The following is a 22940-nucleotide window of genomic DNA, read 5'->3' as shown; positions in this document are numbered from 1 at the left end:
AGGAAGGCGCCGCGCGTCGGGTTCGATACAGGGGTGAAATCAGTGCGCTTCGAGTTCGTCGGCGCGGTGCGCGGTCATTTCCAGCCGGCATTCGGCCGCATCCACGCGCTCGGCCTGGCCGCCATCCGGATCGGCGACGCACTTTTCGTCGCGTTCGGCGATCCACTTGCGCTGCCGTTCGCGCAGTGCGTGCTGTTCGGCTTCGCCGAGCTTGGCCATCGCCGCCTTGTAGGCGGTGTTGAGACGCTGGTCCTGGTAGGCGTGTTCGTCGGAAATGCACTCCAGCATCGCCGGGGTCGCGCCGCCGGCGGCGGTGATGCAGGTGTCGTAGGACGGTCGCAGCACGGGGGAATCTCCTGAAGCGGTGGAAGGGGTGGGCGCCGCCGCCGGCGCGGCGGCCGGCGTGGCCGTGCCCGCATCGGCCTGGGTGCCGGCATCGTGCGCGACGGCAGGGGATGCTGCGGTCGCAGTGTCCGCCGCCGGAGCGGCCGGCGCCTGCGCCTGGCTGGGCGTGGAGGACGGCGCACTGCAGGCGGCGGTGGCCACGCACAACAGCAGCAGGGAAGAGCGTTGGAAAGCCTTGGCGATGGCCATGGTCGGATTGCGTCCTTGTCGTTTGCGCGAGCGGAAAGGCGAGGTTCTAATCGATCGTTGCGCGCGCTGTCCATCGCGCAAGGCGATGGAGGGTAATGGCGTTTGGCCGGCGTTGGGCAATGTCGCGTCGGCGCATGCACGGCGGTCTTCCGCAGCGATCGACATCTCCATGCACGACCACCGCCGCGCAACGCGCGACGGCAGCCGTTGCCGCCAGGCCGATCAGCGCGGCGCCTGGGTCTTCTCGCGCTGCGGATCCGGCTGCTGCTGTTCCTGCGCCTGCCGCTGGGTTTCGGCGGCCAGTTGCTGCTGGCTGCGCTCCAGCGGCACCGCCGCGGCCTGCTGCTTGTCCACGTAGGCGCGATTGACGTCGTGCGGATTGTCGGGATTGCGCTGCACGGCGATCAGGCCGCGGCGGTCGCCGCTGAGCACCAGGTCGTCGATGCGGTTCATCCCGCTCACCTTGGCCTCGAACGCCACTTGGCCGGCGGCGCGCTGCATTTCTTCGGCGCTCTTGAAGCCACCGTTGGGTCCCTGCTTCTGCAGATGGTCCATGGCCTGCTTGTACAGCGGGTTGTCGGTCAGCGCCGAAGCCTCCGCCTTGGCCGGCGCGGGCTGCTTGGCGATCGCCTCCAGGGTGGCCTTGTCGGCGATGCCGGTCGGCGCCAGGCCCTTCTCGCGCTGCAGGTTGGCGACCACTTCCTTGGTGCGATCGCCGTAGTAGCCGGTGCCGCTGAGCAGCTTGCCCTGGTCGTCCTTGATGCCCAGTTCGATCAGCCGCTGCTGCATCGCCTTGACGTCGGCGCCCTGCTCGCCCGGCTTCAGCGCCGTGCGCGGCTCCTGCGTGCCCTGGCTCTGCGCCTGGGTCTGCTGGCGGTCCTGCAGCAGGTCGCGGCCCTTGGCCAGCGGATCGGAGGCGAACAGCTTGGCGTTCTGATGCGTGGCCAGGTAGTCGTCCAGCGGCATGGTGTTGACGCCCTTGCTGCCGGTGGACTGGCTGACCAGCAGCTCGCCGCTCTTGGGATCGCGCACGACCATCATGATGTGGTCGATGCCCTTCCAGTGCTCGTGCGCGGTCTTGCCCGAGTCCACGCCAATGACCATGCCTTCCTTCAGCGCGCCGGGCTTGAACACGTCCTTGCCCTCCAGCAGCACGCCGGAGCTGTCGTAAGCCTTCTTGACGATCTCGCCGGAGCCGGTCATGCCCTGCACCAGCATGTCCTTCTGGGTGAACACGTCCCGGCCGGCCTTGCGGTTGATCTCGTTCATCGTCGCGTTCTGCAGCTCGGTCACCCAGCCGGAACAGTCGATGTAGCCCTGCGACAGGTGCTTGCCGTCCACCCCGGGGTGGTAGTACTTGCTGCTCTTGACGTTGATCGCGTACTGCACGTCGTCGTGCTTGACGCCCAGGTCGTAGGCGGCGCTGAGCGCGATGCCGTCATGGCCGCCCTGCTTGCCGCCGGCGTGCGCCGGCGTGCGCGCGGGCGCCGGCGCGGCCTGGCCCTCGGCAAGCGGCTTGATGCCCTTTTCCGGAATCGCGATGTGGTCGTACTTGGCGTCCCAGTACTTCACGAAGGCCTTGGCCATGTCCTGGTCGGACAGCTTCTTGAAGTCGGCCAGCGAGGTGCCGGTGTAGGCCTGGAACTGGCGGGCGCCCTGCGCATCCTTTTCGCCGGGAACGTTGTTGAGGATGTTGGCGCGGGTGCCCTTGAGCTCGAAGTGGCCGGTGGCGATCGCGGCCTGGATCGAGCGGTAGCCGCCGGCGCCCTGCTGGTGCGCCATGTACATGTCCAGGCCGTCGGGCTGCGCGTTGCCGGACAGGTAGGCGCGGCCGTCGCGCTCGTGCTGGCGGGTCAAGCTGTTGCGGTTGTCCTGGTACATGCGCGCGGCGGCATCGGTGTTGGCCACCGCGTCGAGTTCGCGGCCGCGGATGCCGTAGGCGCTGGCGGCGCCGGGGGTGAACTGGAACAGGCCCTTGGCGCTGTTGGGACCGCGGCTGGCCTGTTCGTCGAAGCGGCCGCCGGTTTCGATGTAGGCGAAGCGCATGAAATCGTCGACCGGAATCTGCCGCTGCCTGGCTTCCCGCTCGATGATGTCGAGATTCTCTGCCTTGGTGTAATCGCGTGCCATCTCGTGTAACTCCTTGAGGTTGAGGTACGGCCATCGCGGCCGCCTGGGTCAACCGAGCTCGTCCATGAGCTTGTTAGTGCGCGGTCAACAGAACGATTGCGTACTGCGGAACATCGGGTGCTGCGTCCACCGGCGCGCCGCCGCGCGCCGCTGGGGTCATGCGTCGGGCGCCGGCTGGTACTGGCCGCTGTCCGGGTCGTAGGCGTACTGCAGGACGTCGCTGCCATCGAGCAGGCGCGCGCGTCCGGGACCGGCGATCGCGGTGCCGTGCAGCGCCACCCGCAGCGCCGGCATGGGCTGGCCGGGCACCGCCTGGAATTCCAGGGTGCCGGTGCTGGACACGTGCGGCACCACGCCATCGGGGTCGCTGACCGCCTCGTTGTCCTCGCCGGCCGCCACCGTGCCGCAATAGACCCAGCTGCGGTAATCGCCGAGATCGTGCCGGTTCGGGTCGAACACGAACAGCGCGAAGCCGGCCTCGGTGATGCCGTTGCCGAAGCGGGTGGTGGGCACGGCCAGCAGCAACCGGCCGTCGCTCAGCGCATGCTGCTGCGGCGCGCGCGTGGTGTCGAACGCATCGGCACGCGCATAGGCGCCGAAGCTGCCGACGTAGCGCTGCGCATGCAGCACCATCCAGGGCCGCTCGCCGCCCGGGGTGGTCAGCTGGAAGGTGGCGGCGCCGAGCGAGACGCCCTCGCCCGGATTGGGGAAGGTTTCCGCATCGTCGATGCCGTACCGGCCCGGCGTGGCGTAGCTGAAACCGGTGTAGTACCGCTGGCCGTCCAGTTCGAAATGCTGGCCGCCCCAGAAGTTCACCACGGCCCCGTTGTCGATCTCGTAGGACACGGCGCCATCGCCGTCCCAGCCGTAGATCAGATACAGCACGCTGCCCGCATCGGGTGGCACTTCGGGAGCGGCGCGCTTGTTGTCGTTCGACATGTCCAGAACATCCTGTATTCGGTGAAGAAGCCGAGGAACCCATCCGCACCGCCCGCCACGCCCTGCCGCCGCGTGCGCCATGCGCAGACGCACGGCACGGACGCAAAGCCCCGGCACGGACGATGCTGCCGGCAGGCGCATTTCGGACGGAACGACGGTGACGTGCACTGCGGCCCCGAGCAGGGGCGGTGATGGCGGTCGCGCATGGCGAACCGCACGCCGGCAATCCACACCGGCATTTCGGGCGAGTGCAGCATCCCATGCCGCTCGCGAATGACTCGCCTGATCATCAGGCCCCGTGGGGCGCATCTTAAACCAGGTTCCAGGCCCGAAACCACCGCTCCTGCGCACGCCGCGCCAGGTCCCCGCGCCGCCCGTTCAGCGGTCCAGCGGCGGGGTGTACTGCTGTTTGGCAGGATCGTAGGTGTAGGTGACGGCGTCGGCCGGGCCCAGCGTGCGGACCTTGCCCGGCCCCTCCACCGCAGTGCCCTGCAGGGCCACCCGCAACGACGGCACGCTGCCGCTGGTCGGCGCCACGAAGCTCAGCGTGCCGGTGCTGGTGGCGCACTTCATGGTGCCCTGGTCGTCGCAGGCGGCGCTGTTGTCCTCGCCGGCGGCGACCGTGCCCAGATACACCCAGCCCTTGTAGTCGCCCAGGTCGTTCTTGTTGGGGTCGAAGGTGAACACCGCGAAGCCGGCACTGGTGATGCCGTCGGCGAAGCGGGTGGTCGGCAGCGCCAGCAGCAGGTGGCCGTCCTTGGTCTCGATGCTCTGCGGCTTGCGCTGTTCGTCCAGGGTGTCGGCCTTGCCGTCGGCACCGAAGTCGCCGGCCCAGCGCTGCGCGTGGAACAGGGTCCAGGTCGGCTTGCCGCCGGCGCTGTCGAGCACGTAGGTGGCCTGGCTGATGCTGACGGTGGCCGCCGGGTCTGGCAGGTCCTGCTCCTCGGCCTTGTCTGCAGGCTTGTCGTACTTGCCGCCGGTGGCATTGGCGAAACCGGTGTAGTACTGCTTGCCGCCAAGATCGAAGCGGTCGCCGTACCAGAAGCTGGCCACCGCGCCGTTGTCGATGGCGTAGGACGCCGAGCCGTCGCCCTTGGCGCCGTAGATGTCGGCCAGCACCTGGCCCGGCGCCGGCACCTCGGCGGCGGCCGGCTGTGCCGCGGCGCTGGTGTCGGCGGGCGCTGCGGGCGCGCTGGCCGTTGCCGGGGTCTGCGCCGCGGCCGGCGCATCGGCTGCCTTGTCCTTGCACCCGCCCAACAGCAGGAAGGTTGCCGCCCACAGGGCCGTGGTTCCTCGCCTCATCGCACTGCGTCCTTTGGAGTCCGTTGGCGCGCGATGCTACCAAGAACCGCGGCGACGCCAAGTGACAGGCGTGCACGCCGTCGGGACCGGCGCCGACGCCGCAGCGCCCCGGCTCAGGGCGCGTCCGGCTCCATCGCCGGGACCGGCTGCGGCCGCGCCAGCAGCGGCTGGGTCAGCGCGTACAGGATGCGCAGGTCTTCGGCGTCGAAGGCGGTGGCGTCGTTGCCGCGGTAGTGGTGGTGGAAGGCGCGCAGGGTCGCGGCGCGGTCGTCGACCGGATAGCCGATCAGCGCCAGTGCCTGCCACGGATCGAAGCCGGGCGGCGCCGGCGGCGTGTCGGTGGCCGGCCAGCGGCCGAAGCCGGCCTCGGCCAGTCGCTTCCACGGGAACAGCGGGCCCGGATCGACCTTGCGCGAGGGCGCGAAGTCCTCGTGCCCGACCACCTGGGTGCGCGGGATGCGCAGCCGCGTGCACAGATCCTCGAGCAGGACCAGCAGGCTGGCGATCTGTTCCGGCGCGAACGGGGTCTTGCCGTCGTTGTCGAGCTCGATGCCGATCGAGGCGGAGTTGATGTCGGTAATGCTGCCCCAGCGCCCGGCGCCGCCATGCCAGGCGCGGTCCTGGTCGGCGACCAGTTGATAGCGCGTGCCGTCGCGGCCGATCAGGTAGTGCGCACTGACCTTGCCCTTGCTGTTGTGCGAGCGCAGCGTGTCCAGGCTCTGCTGCACCGAGTGCTGGTCGGTGTAGTGGATGACGATCAGGATCGGCCGGCGCGTGTCGTAGTTCGGCGACGGCACCCAGGTGGCCAGCGGATTGCGCTGCGGCGCGTGCGCGCAGGCCCCGAGCAGCGCGAGTGTGCCCAGCAGCAGCAGCCGGCGCACGGCGGACAGGGACTGCACGGGCACGCGGGTCATGGACACTTCCTGGTCGGGGACGCACAAGCGTACGCAATCGGCGCGGCGGCGGCGTGCAGGCGCGCATCGACGGCCATGCGCGCGCTCAGAAGCGGTAGTTGAAGTTGACGGACCACTGCCGGCCGATCGCGCTGTACACCCGCGGGAAGTACGGCCAGGTGGTGTAGGTGTCGTCGCGCGGATGCAGCGCGTCGAACACGTTGAGCACGCTCAGGCCAAGCGTGGCCTTGTCGGTGATCTGCTTGGAGAGATCGACGTTCCACACCAGGTAGGGCGCCACCCGGCCGCGCTCGGCGTAGTCGGGCCGCGAGCCGTAGCGGTAGCCGTACACGCTGGCCGACCAGTCGCCGCGGCTCCAGTTCGCGCGCCAGTTGCTGCGCGTGCGGAACGCCAGGTAGTCGACGTCGTTCATCACGTCCACCGGGCGCGCGCCGGCGAACTGCGCCACCTCCATCCGCAGCACCCGGGTCAGGCCGCCCTGCAGGCCGAGCGTGCCCCAGGCGCCGAGGTCGAGGTCGTAGCGCAGGCTGGCATCGATGCCGTCGGTGCGCATCAGCGACTGGTTGATGGGGAAGGTCTTGAACGCGGTGATCTGGCCTTCGCTGGTCAGGTCGGTGCCGGGACTGCGCGTGACCGCATCCAGGTAGAAACGGCAGGCCGCCGAGGCGGTGTCCACGGCAGCGCCGGCGCGATCGCGGCCGAGCAGGCAGTTGGCGTTGTTCTCCAGCAGGGTTTCGCTGGAAATGGCCTCGACCCGGCCCTTCAGTTCAATGCGGTAGTAATCCAGGCTCAGCGACAGCGTCGGCAGCACGTCCCACACCGCGCCCAGCGTGGTCGACTTGCCGGTCTCCTCGCGCAGCAGCGGATTGGACGCCTGGGTGGAGAAGGTCTGGTACTCGTGCGCGCTCGCGCAGGCCGCCGACAGCGGATCCAGGCCGTCGCGGCGGCACAGGTATTCGTCGACCACGGTGGGGTTGTTGGCGCTGGTGCCGGCGTAGATCCACAGCAGGTCCGGCGCGCGGAAGCTGGTGGCGTGGCTGCCGCGCAGCAGCAGGGTGTCGAACGGACGCCACTCCAGTCCGGCCTGCCAGGTCGCCGCGCCATCGACCGCGGTGATGTCGTCGTAGGCGTCGTAGCGCGCGGCCAGGGTGGCGCTGAGCCGGCTGGCGATCGGCACGCGCAGTTCCAGGCCGGCGGCGTAGCGCTTGCGCGGGCCGCCGCCGGGGGTCTGGGTGAGGTTGTAGATGCGCTCGCTGCCGGTGTAGTCGACGGTGGTGCGCGGGTCGGGCTGCAGGTCGTAGGTCTGCCGCGCCGCTTCCAGCACGGTGGCGATCTGCACCATGCCGGCCGGCACCGCGAACAGGTCGCCGCTGACCACGAACTGGGCCTGGTCGGTGGCCGATTCGCCGCGGCTGACCACCTCGGTGGTGAGCTGCTGGTAAAGCGCGGGGCTGCCGGGCGCGAACAGCCGGTCCGGGCGCACGCGGCGGATCTCGGTGCCATCCGGCCGATGGCCCAGCACAGGCCCGAAGTAGTAATCGCGCACCGCGTTGGTGAGGAAGCGCGGGCGCCGGGTGGTGATGTCGTAGCGCGACAGCGACACGCTGGCATCCCAGTCGAAGCGGCCACCGAAGGCCTTGCCGCGCACGCCGGCGTTGAGGTTCCAGCTGCGTTCGTCGTAGTCGATGGTCTTGATGCCGCCGACCTCGTCGGGCAGGAAGATGCGCTGCGCGGTGACCAGCCCCAGGTCCGGATCGTAGGCGGTGAACGCGCCCTCGCCGATGTAGTAGTGGGTCTGGCTGGAACTCTTGTCCTGGGAACGGTTGGCCAGCAGTTGCGCGTAGGCGACCACGTCGTGGCCGAGCTCGGCATCGCCGGCCAGGTAGGCCGAGGTCTTGCCGTAGCCGTTCTGCACCGAGCGCCCGGCGTAGTAGTCGAACGCGCCGCAGCGGTTGGCCGCGGGCAGGCTGTCGCTGGTGCGGTAGGGACGGAACGCCGGATTGGTCGCGGCGCAGGCCGCTGCCAGTGCCTGCGGCGAGGTCGACAGCGCGCCCGCCTGCGGCCACAGATAGGTGTTGCCGCGGCGCAGGTACACGCCGGAGATCGACACGTTGGGCGAGCTGGGGTCGGCCTTGTTGGCCGGATGGTCGTCGTAGGAATCCATGAAGTCGCGCTGCCGGGCGACGATGGGTTCGCGGTCCAGCCGCTCGAAGGCGTAGGTGAAGCTCCAGCCGTCGCCGCGGCGCCCGCCGGTCCACTGCAGTTGCCCGGTATCGCCGCCGCCACGGGTGGTGGTGCCGGCGCGCACGCGCAGGCTGTCGCCCTGGAAATCGCGCTTGGTGATGATGTTGACCACGCCGGCGACCGCGTCGGAGCCGTAGATGGCCGAGGCGCCGCCGCTCATCACCTCGATGCGCTCCACCGCCGCCGCCGGAATGCTGCCCAGGCTGACCGCCGTGCCGTTGGCGCCATAGGGCTGCGGGTAGTCGGCCATGCGCTTGCCGTTGAGCAGGATCAACTGGTAACCCGGCCCCAGCCCGCGCAGGTTGAGGTACTGGCCGTTAGGCGAACTGCCGGTCTGGTCGCTCTCGTTGAAGGTGCTGCCGCTGAACTGGGTCAGCGTGCCCAGCGATTCCCAGACCGTGGCGAAGCCCTGCTTGCGGATGTCCTCGGCGGTGATCACGGTGACCGGCGCCGGGCCTTCCACCTGTGAGCGGGCGATGCGCGAGCCGGTGACCAGCACCGCATCGAGATCACGCGGCGTCGCCGCCTGTTCCTGCGCCGACGCCGCTGCGGGCAACGCCGCGACCAGCGTCGTCAGCGACGCCAGTGCCAAGCGCACGGGCCTCAAGGGAAATGGACGACGAACGATGGGCATGGGCACGCGGCTCTCCTGCATGGCGCGGGTGGATGGCGCGAACGCTGCGGGCGCGGCCACGGCCGCGCGCCTGTCCCTGGCGTCCACGCACACGGCGATGACCCGTGCGCGGCACGCGGCCATCGTGTTGCGGGTTCCTGCATGTTGCCGAGCGGACGCGGCGCTGCCGTGCGCTGCTTGCACGTTCCCCGGCGCCATCGCCACGCACCCCCTGTGCATTCGGATGTAACACGCGCTCGCAAAACCTGTCAACGCAGCGCCTTGACAGGAAAAAAACGGGAATCGAAGATCCTGGCGTCGGTGCGCAACGTGCGCCGGCCTTCTTTCCAGACAGCGGGATGCCATGATCACGATGCGCGGCCTGTGCCTGTTGCTCGCCGTAACGGCGAGCGGCGCCATCGCCACGGCACGCGCCACCGACGCCATGCCGCTGCAGGCGCAGCCGGCACAGCTGCAGGCCGCCCATTGGATCGCACGGCTGCCGGCGGCGTCGCCACCGTTGTTGCAGGTGACGCAGCGCGCCGCGTTCAATGCCCACCTGCTGCGCGAGGATCCATCGATGCACGACCTCGCCGCGCTGCCGGCGCAACTGCCCGCCGCGCAGGTCCGTGCGCAGATCCTGACGCTGTCGGCGCCGCCGACACGCACGCTCTACGATGCCCAGGGCGCCGCACTCGACGCCGCACGCCTGCAGGCGCTGCAGCGCGCGCTGGCGCTGGACACGTTGCCGGCGCAGGTGCAGCCGCGCTACGCGCTGGTCGTGCAACGCGCCGACCTGCGGCGCTTCCCCACCGCCGAGCGCGTGTTCAGCGACCGCTCCGATCGTGATATCGACCGCTTCCAGGAATCGGCGCTGTATCCGGGCAGCGCGGTGGCGATCCTGCACGCCAGCGCCGATGGGCAATGGCTGTTCGTGCTGGCGCACAACTACGCAGCCTGGATCGCCCGCGACCGCGTCGCCGAGGGCGACCGCGCCAGTGTGCTGGCCTACGCGCAGCGCATGCCGCGACTGCTGGTCACCGGTGTGCGCGCGACCACCGTGTTCACCCCGGAGCTGCCGGCGGCCTCGCAGGTGGCGCTGGATATGGGCAGCGCGCTGCCGCTGCTGCGCGACTGGCCGCCGCAGCACATGGTCAACGGCCAGTCGCCGCTGGCCGCCTACGTGGTGCAGCTGCCGCTGCGCGACCACGACGGACGCCTGCAACTGGTGCCGGCGCTGGTACCACGCAGCGCCGACGTCGCCGAGGCGCCGCTGCCGGCCACGCCGCAGATGCTGCTGCAACAGGCGTTCAAGTTCCTCGGCGAGCGCTACGGCTGGGGCAACAGCTATGACGCGCGCGACTGCAGCGGCTTCGTCGTCGACCTCCACCGCAGCCTGGGTACCGATCTGCCGCGCAACACCGGCGACCAGGCACGCAGTCCCAGCCTGGCTTCGGTGCCCTACGTCGCGACCGACCCGCTGCCGCAGCGCCGACAGGCGCTGGCACGGCTGCGGGTGGGCGACCTGGTCTACATCCCCGGCCACGTGATGCTGGTGATCGGCCACGAAGACGGCCAGACCTGGGTAATCCACGACGTAGCCGGCGCCAGCTACCGCGACACCGCCGGACAGGTGCAGCGCGTGCGCCTGAACGGTGTGTCGGTGACCCCGCTGGAACCGCTGCTGCTCGGCGACGGCACGCCCTTCATCGACCGCATCATCCGCATCCAGCGCCTGCGCGCGCCGACCACCGAATGAAGATCACCGAGATCCGCCTGGGCATGCTGCGCGTGCCGCTGAAGACCCCGTTCAAGACCGCGCTGCGCACCGTGCAGGCGATCGAGGACGTGGTGGTCATGGTCCACACCGACGATGGCCGGATCGGCCATGGCAGCGCACCGGCCACCCCGCCGATCACCGGCGACACCCACGGTGCGATCATCGCGGCGATCGAATGCTGCCTGGCGCCGCGCCTGATCGGCGAGGACATCGCCGACCTGCAGCGCCTGCGCGGCCTGATCCAGGGCGCACTGGAGCACAACAGCAGCGCCAAGGCGGCGATGGAGGTCGCGGTGCACGACCTGTGGGCGCAGCAGCACGGCGCACCGCTGTATCGCCTGCTCGGTGGTGGTACTACGCAGCTGACCACCGACCTCACCATCAGCGTGAATGCCGTGGACACGATGGTGGCCGATGCGTTGTCGGCGCTGGCGCGCGGGTTCGTGGCGCTGAAGATCAAGATCGGCACCGATCTCGTCGAGGACATCGAACGGGTCAAGGCGATCCATGCCGCGGTCGGCGATCGCGCGCAACTGCGGCTGGACGCCAACCAGGGCTGGACGCCAAAACAGGCGGTGCAGGCGATGCACGCGCTGGAGCGCGCCGGAGTGACGCTGGAACTGCTGGAACAGCCGGTCAAGGCCGGCGACGTGGACGGCCTGCAGTACGTGACCGAGCGGGTGCAGACCCCGGTGATGGCCGACGAAAGCGTGTTCTCGCCGGCGCAGGCGATCGCGCTGCTGCAGCGGCGCGCGGCGGACATCGTCAACATCAAGCTGATCAAGGCCGGCGGCCTGTCCAACGCGCTGCGCATCGCCGACATCGCCGCGGTGCACGGCGTGCCGTGCATGATCGGCTGCATGCTGGAATCGAGCATCGGCGTGGCCGCGGCGGCGCACCTGGCGGTGGCGCGCGCCGACGTCATCACCAAGGTGGATCTGGATGGGCCGTCGCTGGGCGCATTCGACCCGGTGGTGGGCGGGGTACAGTTCGACGAGGCGCAGATCCACATCGGCGAGGCGCCGGGACTGGGGATTCGCGAGATCCGGGGCTTGGAGTTGTTGCCGCGGTCGTAGCGTTGGTGCCACGTCGTGCGCGGCGCGGGGTGATCGGCGCCTGTGTTGCGGTGACGGAGACGAGATCGGATTTTCCCGTTTCCTTCCGCGACTGGAGCAGACCTCCCACCACGACCGACAATGCACTCTTAGGAGCGGCTTCAGCCGCGACAGGCGTTACCGGGAAGGCCTGTCGCGGCTGAAGCCGCTCCTACAAGGGACAGGGCGACTGCCTTGGCACAGCCCGTGCCTGTGCAGCGTCCCTGGGCATCGGCCTATCAGCCGCCATACGGATCGATGGTGCGGATGCTCCCATCCGCCTCGACCTGCAGCGGCGTGCATTTGACCGAGCGCAGATGCGTGACGCCGCCGGACAACAGGGCGTCGTGGTAGAACAGGTACCAGCACCCCTGGAACGCGCAGATGGAATGGTGCGTGGTCCAGCCCACCACTGGCTTCAGCAGCACGCCGCGATAGGTGAACGGCCCATACGGGTTGTCGCCGATGGCGTAGCACAGCAGGTGCGTGTCGCCGGTGGAGTACGACAGGTAGTAGCGACCCTGGTCCTTGTGCAGCCACGGCCCCTCGAAGAAACGGCGCGCGTGATCATCGGCGCGCAGCGGTTGCCCGTGCTCATCGAGGATCACGATTTCCCGCGTGCGCTCCGCCAGCTGCGTCATGCCCGAGTCCAGCCGGGCGATCCGCGGCCCCAGTGCCGGCGCATCGCCCTCGGGCTCGGCGTGCGCCGCCTCAAAGCAGTCGTCGCGATACTTCTGCAACTGCCCGCCCCAGATACCGCCGAAGCACAGGTAATGCGCACCGTCGTCGTCCTCGAACACCGCCGGGTCGATCGAGTAGGTGCCGGCGATCGGCTCGGGCTCGGCGACGAACGGGCCTTCCGGGCGGTCGGCCACCGCCACGCCGATGCGGAACAGATCCTGCGCGTCCTTGGCCGGGAAGTACAGGTAATAGCGGCCGTCACGCGTGGCCGCGTCCGGCGCCCACATCTGCCGGCTGGCCCACGGCACGTCGCGCACATGCAGGGCGACGCCGCAGTCGGTGGCCGCGCCGTCGGGCGAGTCCATGCGCAGCACGTGGTAGTCCTCCATGCCGAAGTGACCGCCCTCGTCGTCGAACGGTGCGCCGCTGTCGATGTCGTGCGACGGATAGATGTACAGGCGCCCTTCGAACACGTGGGCCGACGGATCGGCGGTATAGATGTGGGTGACCAGCGGCTGTGAGATGGCGCGTGCCGCGAGGTGATCGAGGTCGCTTCCCTGGCGACGCGCCTGCAAGTCGTGTTCGATGTGCAATTCCATGCGCTTGTCGATCCGGTAGAAGCACAGCAGCGCCACCGCGACCAGAAACGGGATGGCGCTATAGACGCTCACTGTGAGGCGGATGCCGTCCACCACGGCCTGCGGCTGCTGTTGCGCACCCGCCTGGTAGCCGTGGTGCGCGAGGATGCCGGCGACCAGCGCGCCGCCGATGCTGAGCCCGATCTTCAGCCCGCACAGCATCGCCGAGAAGATGATCGCGGTGGCGCGGCGGTGGTTCTTCCACTCGGAATAGTCGGCGACGTCGGCGATCATCGCCCACAGCAAGGGGATGGTGATGCCGTAGCAGAACCCGTGCAGCATGAAGGCGCCGAAGGCCACGCCGATCGCGGTGGGCGGGAAGACGTAGAACACCAGCAGGAACAGCGTGGAAACCAGCAACGCGCTGCCGAAGGCATCGCGCTTGCCGAAGCGGTCGGCCAGCCGCCGGGAGAAGCCGATGCCCAGGATCATGCACAGGATGCCGCAGGCATTGAACAGGCTGAACGCCGAGGTGGCCGGGTCCTGCGGCCAGGTGAAGCCGGACAGGCCCCATCCGCTGAGCAGCGCGTTCACGCCGCCGATGAAGCCGTTGAAGCCGGAGGCGTCGAGAAAGCCGGCCAGCGCCGCCTCGCTCAGGTAGTACTGGAAGTAGTAGATGTAGGTGCCGCCCTTCAGCGCCAGGTTGACGAAGACCAGCACCGTCAGCGCCAGCATCACCTTCCATGGCCGGTTGTGCAGCAGGTCGGACAGGTCCTGCAGCACCCCGGCGCTCTGTTCCTTGGCCGGCACGATGCGCTCGCGGGTGGTGGCGAAGGTGATCAGGAAGAACAGCGTACCCACCACCGCGAACACCGTCATCAGGCGCTCGAAGCCGCGCACGTTGTCGCCGTCGCCCAGGATCAGCACCAGCGGCAACAGCAGCACCTGGATGATGAACTGCGCGATCATCACCGCCACGAAGCGGTAGGCCGACAGGCTGTTGCGCTGGGCCATGTTGCCGGTCAGCACGCCGCTGAGCGCCGAGTACGGCAGGTTGTTGGCCGCGTACACCAGCATCAGCAGGCCATAGGTGGTCAGCGCGTACAGCACCTTGCCGCGCGCACCCAGATCCGGGGTACTGAAGGCGAGCAGCGACAGCACGCCGAACGGAATCGCCGTCCACAGGATCCAGGGCCGGAACTTGCCCCAGCGGCTTGCCGTGCGATCGGCGGCAATGCCGATCAGCGGGGTGAACACGAACGCGCCGAGCAGGCCGATCACGAAGATGATCGTCGCCGCCGTGGCGGCCGGCAATCGGTACACATCGGTGTAGAAGAAGGCCAGGTAGGTGATCAGCGTCTGGAAGATCAGGTTCGCCGCCAGGTCGCCCAGGCTGTAGCCCAGCTTCTCCCGCACCGACAGCACGTGCACGGCGGTCTCCGCACTGCGGGGCTCAGTCACGGCGCGCCTCCACGCTGAAGCGGGCACGCACGCGGGCATCGGCGCTGGAGCCGCCGATCCGTACCTCGTAGCTGCCCGCCGGCACGACGTAGGTGCCGCGCGCATCGTCGTACTGACGCAGCGCCTGCTGCGCGTCCAGCGCGAACGTCAGGGTCCGCCGCTCGCCGGGGGCGAGGCGAACGCGCTGGAAGCCGCGCAGCGCCTGCTGCGCATCGCCGGGCGCGGCGGCCACCCGCCGCACGTACAGCTGCGCGACTTCGTCGCCGGCGCGTTTGCCGGTGTTGGCCACCTCCACCTGCACCTTGAGGCGTCCATCGTCGGCGATGCGCGGCGCATCCAGGCGCAGCTTGCCGTAGTCGAAGCGGGTGTACGACAGGCCGTGGCCGAACGGATACAGCGGGGTGCCGCGGAAGTAGCGGTAGGTGCGGCCTTCCATCGCGTAGTCGTCGAACGCGGGCAGCGCCTGGTCCGCCCGGTAGAACGTTACCGGCAGGCGCCCCGCGGGATTCACCTCGCCGAACAACGCCTGGCCCACCGCGGTGCCGCCACGCTGCCCCGGATACCAGCTCATCAGGATCGCAGACAGATTCGCCTGCGCCCACTCCACCGCCAGCGCCGAGCCGCCGGTCAGCACCATCACCACCGGTTTGCCGGTGGCGTGCAGCGCTTCCAGCAGGGCGCGCTGCGGCGCAGGCAGGCGCAGGTCGGTGCGGTCGCCACCGGCGAAGCCCGGATAGTCCACCTTCATCTCTTCGCCCTCGACGTCGCCGGTCAGTCCGCCGACGAACACCACCACGTCCGCGCTGCGCGCGGCATCCAGCGCCTCCTCGAACGGCGGCTTCGCCCCGGGCATGCGCCAGCCAAGGCGCACGCCAGCGTCGCGCTCGGCGTCGTAGTACTCCAGCTTCACCGCATAGGCGCGGCCCGCCTGCAAGTCCAGCTCGACGCCGTCGGCGCGCATGCGGTCGCTGTCGGTCCAGTGATCCAGCACCAGCTTGCCGTCCACGTAGAGACGGAAGCCGTCGTCGGCGGCGGCCTCGATCCGGTAGCGGCCCGAGACCGGCGGCAGCAGCTGACCGCTCCAGCGGATGCTGAAATGATCGTTGGGAATGCCCTGCCCCGGCCCCGCTTCGCCGCGGGCCAGCAGGTTGTCGGTCGGCGAACCGCGGTCCCAGCGGAAGCCGATCTGCGCGTCGGTGCGAACTAGCGCCGGCGTCCCCGACAGATCGGGCGTGCGGAAGTATTCGCCGCGCAGGCCGCGTTCCGGCGAGTCGGCCGAGGGCCGCAGATACGCCGCCTCGATCAGCGGCGTGGCGCCGGGATCCTCACGCCCCTCGACCAGATCGACACCGCGCGCATAGCGCACCTCGATGCCCTTCGCCGCGTCGCGGATGCCCTGCAGGATGGTGACCGGCGCCGCCGGGGTGCCGAAGTAGTTGCCGAGCAGGGCCATGGTGTCGTCGGCGGTCGGGCCGACCACGGCGATGCGCTTGAGCTTGCGCGACAGCGGCAGCACGCCATCGTTCTTCAGCAGCACCAGCGATTCCTGCGCGGCCTGCAGGGCCAGCGCATCGTGCGCGGGCGCCTGGTTCACCGAGGCGGGAATCCGCGCCCAGCGCACACGCTCGGGTGGATCGAACATGCCCAGTCGCATCCGCGCGGTGAACAGGCGCGTCACCGCGTCGTCGATCTCCGCTTCGCCGATCAGCCCCTCGCGCACCGCCGCCGGCAGCGTGGCGTACTCCTGGCCGCACTCCAGTTCGGTACCGTTCTTGACCGCCAGCGCCGCGGCGGCCTCGCGGCTGGGCACTAGATGGTGATGCTTCCAGATATCGACGATGGCCCAGCAGTCCGAGACCACGTAGCCGGTGAAGCCCCAATCGCGGCGCAGCACGTCGCGCAGCAGGAACCGGCTGGCGCTGGCGGACTCGCCGTACACGCGGTTGTAGGCGCCCATCACTGCATCCACCTGGCCTTCCTTCACCAGCGCCTCGAAGGCCGGCAGGTAGGTGTCGTAGAGGTCGCGCTGGCTGGGGCGCGCATCGAAATGGTGGCGGTCGGCTTCCGGGCCGCTGTGCACGGCGAAATGCTTGGCGGTGGCATCGAGCTTGCGGTACACCGGATCGTCGCCCTGCAGCCCCTGCACGAAGGCCACGCCCATGCGCGCGGTGAGGTAGGGATCCTCGCCGTAGGTTTCCTGGCCGCGGCCCCAGCGCGGGTCGCGGAAGATGTTGATGTTCGGCGACCAGAAGGTCAGCCCCTGGTAGCGGCCGTGCGCGCCCTCGCGCAGGAACTGGTGGTGCTTGGCGCGCGCCTCGTCGCTGATGGTGGTGGCCACCTGCCCCATCAACGGCACGTCGAAGGTGGCGGCCAGCCCGATGGCCTGCGGAAACACCGTGGCCTGGCCGGCCCGCGCCACGCCGTGCAGCGCTTCGTTCCACCAGTCGTAGGCCGGCACGCCCAGGCGCTCGATCGCCGGCGCGGCGTTCTGCATCTGCGCCGCTTTCTCCTCCAGGGTCATCTGCGCGACCAGCGCCGCCGCCCGGGTCTCGAAGCTGGCGGAGGGGTCTTGCCACGGCTGAGTGTCCGCGGCGTGGCCGACGCCGGCCAGCGTGGTGGCGGCGCACAGGGCCAAGGTGCGGAACAGGCGGCCACGACGGCCGCCAGGAAGGGAAGACCTGCGCATCATCATTTGCTCCTCGAGGCGCGCTCGTCGCGCGCGAAAGGACCGAGCAGGGCGCCCACGAAGCCGCCTGCACGATCCGTACTCAACACCGTCCCGTCGACGTCGTCGGCGAGGGTCTGCCAGCCTTGCCCCGTGCCGGCGTCGAACGCGAATGCATACTTGCCGGCGTCGCCGGCGATCTTCAGGCGCAGCGCGCTGGATGCGTCCAGTTCGCGGCTGGCCAGCGTTCTGGTCGCGCCCTTGCCCTCGCGCGCTTCGAGGAAGACCACCACACGATCGCGGCCCACGCGGCGCACGCCGAGGAAATACCACCAGGCCTCGTTCTGGAACGCCGCGAGCCCTGCCGCCACGCCCGCCGCGGGCCGCGTCAGTGCGGTGCTGGCCTCGAAGCGCAGGTGCTGCTGGCGGCGCCCCAGGAAGGCCGGGTTGCGCAAGGTGTCCAGGTTCTCCGGCAACGGATGCACGGCCAGACTACCCGGGCGCGTGCGCAGGTCCGCCCAGTCCCGCTTGGGCACGCGCACACGCAACCAGCCGCGGCCGAGCGTCGGCGCGTCGAATTCGTCGCGCTCGATGAAGTTGCCGGTGGAAGGCGCCTGCGACGCCTCGCCCTGCATCCACGACGGCGCCTGGACCGCATAGGGGATGGCCTGCCCGGCCGGCAGGATCAGCGGCCAGCCGTCGCGCCACTGCACCGGCAGCAGATAGGTCTCGCGCCCGGTGTTGTAGTGGCGCACGTCGTAGGTGCGGCTGGCCAGGAACACCGCCCACCAGGAACCGTCCGGCCCTTCCACCAGGTCCGCATGCCCGGCGTTGGCGATCGGCAGCGACCGGTCGTCGGGCAAGTCGCGCTGGGTGAGGATGGGATTGCCGGCGTATGGCACATAAGGCCCCCACACGTCGCGGCTGCGCAGTACCACCTGCGAGTGCTGCGGCCCGGTGCCGCCTTCGGCATCGGAGAGGTAGTACCAGCCTTCGCGTCGATACAGATGCGGCCCCTCGATCCAGATCGGGTTCTTTGCCGGCTCCACCCCACCGTCGATCAGCACCTTGCGCGGCCCCACCGGGGTGAAGCTCGCCAGGTCGAGTTGCTGCATCCAGATCGCGCGGTGGCCGTCGTAGCGCGGCGGGCCGGGCGGCGCGTCGTTGTTGAGCAGGTAGACGCGGCCGTCTTCATCGAAGAACAGCGACGGATCGATGCCACCGATGCCCGGCAGCCAGTGCGGGTCCGACCAGGGCCCGGCGGGATCGCGCGCGGTGGCGATGAAGTTGCCGCCGCTGTCCACGGCGGTGGTGACCACGTAGAACATCCCGTCGTGGTAGGCGATGGCCGGCGCGAAGATGCCGCGCGACACGCTCAGGCCATCGAAGTCCAGTTGCGTTGGGCGGTCGATCACGTTGCCGATCTGTGTCCAGTGCACCAGATCGACGCTCTCGAACACCGGAATGCCGGGGAAGTAGGTGAAGCTGGAATTGACCAGGTAGAACCGCCCGTTCGCGCGGACGATGCTCGGGTCGGCGTGGAAGCCGGCCAGGATCGGGTTGCGGTAGTGCCCGGCCGGCAACGGCGCAGCGAAGGCCGCGTCGTGCCCGGCGTAGTCGAACCAGTCGAAGTAGACCGGCGGCGCGGGCGCGGCCCACAGCGGCTGCAGCGCAGCGGACAGCAACAGGAGGACCGTGGCGAGCAGCGAACGCATCAGGGAACCTCGTCGGAAAGTGGGAGTTCGAACGGTCCCGCCGGCGCACCGGCACTGTCGCGCAGCGTGCAGAGCGGGCCGTCGGCCCAGCAGTAGCGCACGCGCGCGGCGGAGGCGGCCTGCGGGCTGCGCAGGACCACGGTGCGCCCGTCCAGCGCGGCGTCGGCATAGCGGCAGTGCTGGGCCTGCGCATCGCAAAGTTCGAAGCCGATGGGGCCGTTCGCACCAGTCGTGACCAAGCTGCCGTCGACGTCGTCGAAGACGATGCGCACGGCGCCCTGCGTGCGCGTTGCCCTGCGAGGGATCGGGCCCGACGGCGCCAGCGCGCGTTCGCCATAGACCACGTGACGGGCCGCCCGCGCCAGGCGCCGCCCCAGTTCCTGCTTGTTCGGCGGATGGATGTCGTAGGCATCGCCGATATCGATGGCCACCGCGAGGCCGCTGTGCGGGTCTTCCGCGGCAACGCGGCGTTGCGCCTCGCGCACCTGCGCCCAGCCGCTCTCTACCGGCGCCTGCGGCGGGCGACCGTAGCCGGCCAACTGCACCACCAGCAAGGGCGTCGCCGCGCCGAACTGCTTGCGCCAGTCATCGCGCAAGCCACGCAGCCGCGTCGCATAGGTGGGGCCGTCGCCGGTGTTGGATTCGCCCTGGTACCACAGCATCCCGCGCAGCCCGAAACTCCCCAGCGGCGCGATCATGCCGTTGTACAGCGTCGACATGCCGGAGGCCGCATGCCACGGCGCCAGCGGCGGCGCCTGTGGATCGGCGGCGATGCGGTACTGCCAATGTCCATCCAGGACGATGCGCGTGCCATCGGCCAATTCCACGGCATTCGCACTGGCCGGGCCTGCCAGTCCGCCTTCGCCGTAGGTATCCAGCACGTTGACGACCACCGTGTTGAGGCCCGCTCTCAACAGGCCGGGCGCAAGCGCATACCGGCGTGGATCGCTCGGCGCGTTCTGGCTGCCCACGGCCACGCCGTTGACCCAGGTCACATCGGTTTCGTCGACCGGCCCCAGCACCAGCCGTGCGCCCTGCGCCGCCTGCGCGGCGGTCAGGGTGACCTGCGTGCGGTACCAGACCATGCCGTTGTAGTCGGCCAGCGCGGGCACGCCCCAGCGCTCCCATGCGCCGAGCGCCGCCGGCGCGTCTTGCCACCCGGCGCTCTCCGTGCCGGGCTGCCATGGTGTATCGCCCGGCCTGGCACCGGCGCGCGTGGTCCACCATTGCTGCCAATGCCGGCCCCAGCGCGCGCTCGCCGCGATGGGGTCGGTGGCAGACAGCGCCAGCACGTCCAGCGCCTCGTCCATGCCACCCTGCGCACGCAGGGCGTCGGCGCTGGTCCACGCTTCGATCCGCGCACCGCCCCAGGCCGCCTGGATCAACCCCATCGGCACCTTGACCGTCTTCTGCAACTCGCGTGCGAAGTAGAAGCAGGCCGCGGAAAACTCCCGCACCGTCTCCGGCGATGCGGGTTGCCACGCGACGGCGGCCGCGAACGTATCCTGCGGCGTCACCGCCGCGGCCTTGGGCACGGTGAACAGGCGGATGCCCGGCTGGGTGGCCGCGGCCAGTTCGCGGCTCGCATCCAGTGCGCGCCACACTGGCAGTTCCATGTTCGATTGCCCGGAACACAGCCACACATCGCCCATCTGTACCTCGCGCACGACCTGGCGCTCCTGTCCCGCGCGCACCGTCATATCGTAAGGACCTCCGGCGGCGACCGGCTTGAGCGTGGCACGCCAGCGGCCGCCGGCATCGGCACGTGTGGTGACGAACTGCCGGACGAAGCTCACCGACACCGTGGCACCCGGCGCGGCGTGGCCCCACACCGACAGCGGCCGGTCGCGCTGCAGCACGGCGTGATCCTGGAACAGCGGATGCAACAGCGGCAGCGCCGCGTGCTGCGCCATGCAGGGCGTGGCGCTGCACGCCAAGGCCGCCGCCAGCAGCCAGCCCTTCAACGTGGTCGGCTTCATCGTCCATCTCCCGGTGCGGACGGAAACTGCAGCGCCTGGTACCAGGCCAGTGGATGCGGCGGCGGCGCTTCGCCTGCAGGCAACGGCCGTCCGCTCACCGACTGGAAGTAGGCCACGCTGGCATCGCGCCACCACTGCGCTTCGCGCAACTGGATGCGCAGGAAGGCCGCCACCTGTGCATGCCGCTCGGCATCCACCTCGCCGCGCAGGCCGTCCCAGGTGGCCTGCATGTCCTGCACCTGGCGCACGCCTTGCCCATAGCGGCCGATCAGTTCGTCCCACAACGGCCGCCCGGAGGCCATGCGGTGGTCCCACGGCACGTGGTGGAACCACAACAGCAGCGGCTCGGGCACCCGCGCCAGGTCGCCATACACGGCCGCGACCTCGGGCGCGTACTGGCTCACCGCGTTGCTGCCGCGGGCGCTGCGGTCGAAGCCGATGCCATCGCGATCGGCGCGGTGGTAGTACACCGACGTCCAGTCCGCGCGTGGGCCGCCGTCCACCCAGGGACCGGGGCCGTAGTGGTGGCCGCGCGCCATCAGATGGTGCAGGCCCAGCGGGGTCATGTAGTTCACCGCGGCCTCGCGCGAGGCCATCATCATCCCGACGATGGGCTGCACCACCTCGGGCGCTGGCGAGAAGGTCATCGCCGCCCATTCCGCGGCGATGGCGCGGGCGCATTGGTGCGGATTCCAGGCCAGACGGCCGAAGGCGTACCAGTTGGCCTGGTCGAAATGCGAACCGCTCCAGGTACGATCGTTGCCGATGTTGGCCACGCCAGCGATGCCGGTCAGCGCATGGCCTTCCAGCGCGCCATCGACCACGTCCGCCACCGTGGCGCCCGCGCCGCGAGCATGGGTGTTGGACTGCAGCACTTCCTCGTACAACGGCCCCAGGTACACCAGGTGCGTGGCGAAGCCGAGATACTCCTTGGTGATCTGGAATTCCAGCATCAGCGGCGTGTGCGGCATGGCGCCGAACAGCGGATGGAAGGGCTCGCGCGGCTGGAAGTCGATGGGCCCGTTCTTGACCTGCACGATCACGTTCGGGCGGAACGCGCCGTCGAGGCCGACGAACTCGGTGTACGCCTGCATGGCGCGGTCCACCGGCACGTCGTGGGCGTAGACGAACGCCCGCCACATCACCACGCCGCCGTGCGGTGCCAGCGCATCGGCCAGCAGGTTGGCGCCGTCGGCATGCGAACGGCCATAGTCCTGCGGGCCGGGCTGGCCTTCCGAATTGGCCTTGACCAGGAAGCCGCCGAAGTCCGGAATGCGCGCGTAGATTTCGCTGGCCTTGTCGCGCCACCAGCGCTGCACGGCCGGGTCGCGCGGATCGGCGGTCTTCAATCCCCCCAGCTCGATGGGCGCGCTGAAGCGTGCGCTCAGGTACACGCGGATGCCGTAGGGCCGGAACACGTCCGCCAGCGCCGCGGCCTTGTCGAGGTAGGCCGGCGCCAGGCTCTGCGCGTTGGCGTTGACGTTGTTCAGCACCGTGCCGTTGATGCCCAGCGAGGCATTGGCGCGCGCGTAGTCCGTGTAGCGTGGGTCGCGCCACTCCGGCAGGCTTTGCCAGTCCCACAACGAACGGCCGGCGTAGCCGCGCTCGACATGGCCATCCAGGTCGTCCCAATGGTCGAGCACGCGCAATTGGATCCGTGGCGACTCATGCACCTCGAGCGTGTCCAGCGACGCGCCGGTCTGCAGCAGCCGCAACAGATGGAACACCCCGTACAGCACACCGATGTCCCGGCGTGCGGCCACCAGCACCACCGTGTGCCCGTCGATGCGGGCGCGCTTGAGCAGGTATCCCTCCTCGCCCAGCGACGCGATCTCCTCGCGGAACGGCGCGAGCGCTGGCGACGACTGCGGCGTGCCCAGCACCACGGCGTGATCGCCGGTCGTGGCCGCACGCGTCGCCGGTGCGCGCCCCAGCAGGCCGGCGAGGCCACGCAGCAGTTCGTCGCGCGCCGCACGCTGCGTCGGCGTCTGCTCCGGTGCCACCACTTCGTCCAGGCGCATGCGCGCGTCCGTCGTGAGCGCAGCGCCTTGCGCGGGCAGATAGCGCATCCACAGCGCCGCGCCATCCTCCGCGCGCACGTTGCTCACGCAGGCCATCAGCACCATGGCGACACCCGCCATCCAGTGACACCGCATGACATGCGAACGACGCTCAGGCATAGCAAGCAAACCTTGTAAGCTGCAGGCGTGCCCGCGGCGCGGCAGCGTCAGGAAGAACAAAGGGAACGCGT

Annotated in this window: 13 protein-coding genes and 1 pseudogene; 2 read left to right on the top strand and 12 right to left on the bottom strand. The window is 69.8% G+C overall.

Going from position 1 to position 22940, the window contains the following annotated elements; translation table 11 throughout:
* Positions 1–39: 39 nt before the first annotated feature.
* From ACP93_RS22225 to ACP93_RS04665, 6 genes are all read right to left on the bottom strand, one after another.
* On the bottom strand, positions 40–594 hold the full coding sequence (locus tag ACP93_RS22225; protein WP_228135950.1) for a lysozyme inhibitor LprI family protein: 555 nt from the start codon (positions 592–594) through the stop codon (positions 40–42).
* 222 nt (positions 595–816) lie between these two features.
* Positions 817–2724, bottom strand: a complete 1908-nt coding sequence (locus tag ACP93_RS04685) for a peptidoglycan-binding protein (protein ID WP_048489611.1) — start codon at positions 2722–2724, stop codon at positions 817–819.
* A gap of 156 nt (positions 2725–2880) precedes the next feature.
* Positions 2881–3663, bottom strand: coding sequence for a hypothetical protein (locus tag ACP93_RS04680; protein WP_048489610.1), 783 nt, complete (start codon positions 3661–3663; stop codon positions 2881–2883).
* Positions 3664–4041: 378 nt separating this feature from the next.
* The gene (locus tag ACP93_RS04675) at positions 4042–4965 is read right to left on the bottom strand and encodes a hypothetical protein (RefSeq protein WP_048489609.1); all 924 of its coding nucleotides are present in this window, start codon (positions 4963–4965) and stop codon (positions 4042–4044) included.
* Positions 4966–5078: 113 nt separating this feature from the next.
* The gene (locus tag ACP93_RS04670) at positions 5079–5879 is read right to left on the bottom strand and encodes an N-acetylmuramoyl-L-alanine amidase (protein WP_048489608.1); all 801 of its coding nucleotides are present in this window, start codon (positions 5877–5879) and stop codon (positions 5079–5081) included.
* 85 nt (positions 5880–5964) lie between these two features.
* The gene (locus ACP93_RS04665) at positions 5965–8757 is read right to left on the bottom strand and encodes a TonB-dependent receptor plug domain-containing protein (protein WP_048489701.1); all 2793 of its coding nucleotides are present in this window, start codon (positions 8755–8757) and stop codon (positions 5965–5967) included.
* 343 nt (positions 8758–9100) lie between these two features.
* Here ACP93_RS04665 and ACP93_RS04655 point away from each other — a divergent pair, with 343 nt between their 5' ends.
* Both ACP93_RS04655 and ACP93_RS04650 read left to right on the top strand, forming a co-directional pair.
* Positions 9101–10495, top strand: coding sequence for a C40 family peptidase (locus ACP93_RS04655; protein ID WP_048489607.1), 1395 nt, complete (start codon positions 9101–9103; stop codon positions 10493–10495).
* Positions 10492–11592, top strand: coding sequence for a dipeptide epimerase (locus ACP93_RS04650; protein WP_048489606.1), 1101 nt, complete (start codon positions 10492–10494; stop codon positions 11590–11592). Before ACP93_RS04655 ends, ACP93_RS04650 begins: the two co-directional genes overlap by 4 nt.
* Positions 11593–11849: 257 nt before the next feature.
* Here the strand turns inward: ACP93_RS04650 and ACP93_RS22220 are convergent, their stop codons facing one another.
* The 6 genes and pseudogenes from ACP93_RS22220 to ACP93_RS04625 form a co-directional block, all read right to left on the bottom strand.
* Positions 11850–12866: a glycoside hydrolase family 43 protein gene (locus ACP93_RS22220; RefSeq protein WP_343123107.1), complete on the bottom strand. Its 1017-nt coding sequence runs from the start codon at positions 12864–12866 to the stop codon at positions 11850–11852.
* A pseudogene (locus ACP93_RS22215) lies at positions 12840–14300 on the bottom strand (MFS transporter); the annotation flags it as partial. The gene ACP93_RS22220 and the pseudogene ACP93_RS22215, both read right to left, overlap by 27 nt.
* A gap of 22 nt (positions 14301–14322) precedes the next feature.
* Entirely contained in the window at positions 14323–16941 is a 2619-nt protein-coding gene (locus tag ACP93_RS04640; RefSeq protein WP_343123106.1) for a glycoside hydrolase family 3 protein, read from the bottom strand.
* 77 nt (positions 16942–17018) lie between these two features.
* On the bottom strand, positions 17019–18710 hold the full coding sequence (locus tag ACP93_RS04635; RefSeq protein WP_048489603.1) for a glycoside hydrolase family 43 protein: 1692 nt from the start codon (positions 18708–18710) through the stop codon (positions 17019–17021).
* A complete protein-coding gene (locus ACP93_RS04630) occupies positions 18710–20689 on the bottom strand; it encodes a sialate O-acetylesterase (RefSeq protein WP_048489602.1) in 1980 nt (659 codons plus the stop codon). Before ACP93_RS04630 ends, ACP93_RS04635 begins: the two co-directional genes overlap by 1 nt.
* On the bottom strand, positions 20686–22830 hold the full coding sequence (locus ACP93_RS04625) for an alpha-glucuronidase family glycosyl hydrolase (protein ID WP_053069693.1): 2145 nt from the start codon (positions 22828–22830) through the stop codon (positions 20686–20688). The genes ACP93_RS04630 and ACP93_RS04625 overlap by 4 nt, the downstream gene beginning before the upstream one ends.
* Positions 22831–22940 lie beyond the last annotated feature (110 nt).

Origin of the sequence: Xanthomonas sp. NCPPB 1128 (assembly GCF_001043115.1) — a bacterium.
Taxonomy (GTDB): domain Bacteria; phylum Pseudomonadota; class Gammaproteobacteria; order Xanthomonadales; family Xanthomonadaceae; genus Xanthomonas_A.
This window is presented reverse-complemented; position numbering and strand designations above follow the sequence as displayed.

Bases quoted from the DNA above. Each gene is read 5' to 3' on its own strand.
- ACP93_RS22225 (WP_228135950.1), bottom strand. From the start codon at position 594: ATGGCCATCGCCAAGGCTTTCCAACGCTCTTCCCTGCTGCTGTTGTGC.
- ACP93_RS04685 (WP_048489611.1), bottom strand. From the start codon at position 2,724: ATGGCACGCGATTACACCAAGGCAGAGAATCTCGACATCATCGAGCGG.
- ACP93_RS04680 (WP_048489610.1), bottom strand. From the start codon at position 3,663: ATGTCGAACGACAACAAGCGCGCCGCTCCCGAAGTGCCACCCGATGCG.
- ACP93_RS04675 (WP_048489609.1), bottom strand. From the start codon at position 4,965: ATGAGGCGAGGAACCACGGCCCTGTGGGCGGCAACCTTCCTGCTGTTG.
- ACP93_RS04670 (WP_048489608.1), bottom strand. From the start codon at position 5,879: ATGACCCGCGTGCCCGTGCAGTCCCTGTCCGCCGTGCGCCGGCTGCTG.
- ACP93_RS04665 (WP_048489701.1), bottom strand. From the start codon at position 8,757: ATGCCCATCGTTCGTCGTCCATTTCCCTTGAGGCCCGTGCGCTTGGCA.
- ACP93_RS04655 (WP_048489607.1), top strand. From the start codon at position 9,101: ATGATCACGATGCGCGGCCTGTGCCTGTTGCTCGCCGTAACGGCGAGC.
- ACP93_RS04650 (WP_048489606.1), top strand. From the start codon at position 10,492: ATGAAGATCACCGAGATCCGCCTGGGCATGCTGCGCGTGCCGCTGAAG.
- ACP93_RS04635 (WP_048489603.1), bottom strand. From the start codon at position 18,710: ATGCGTTCGCTGCTCGCCACGGTCCTCCTGTTGCTGTCCGCTGCGCTG.
- ACP93_RS04630 (WP_048489602.1), bottom strand. From the start codon at position 20,689: ATGAAGCCGACCACGTTGAAGGGCTGGCTGCTGGCGGCGGCCTTGGCG.
- ACP93_RS04625 (WP_053069693.1), bottom strand. From the start codon at position 22,830: ATGGCGGGTGTCGCCATGGTGCTGATGGCCTGCGTGAGCAACGTGCGC.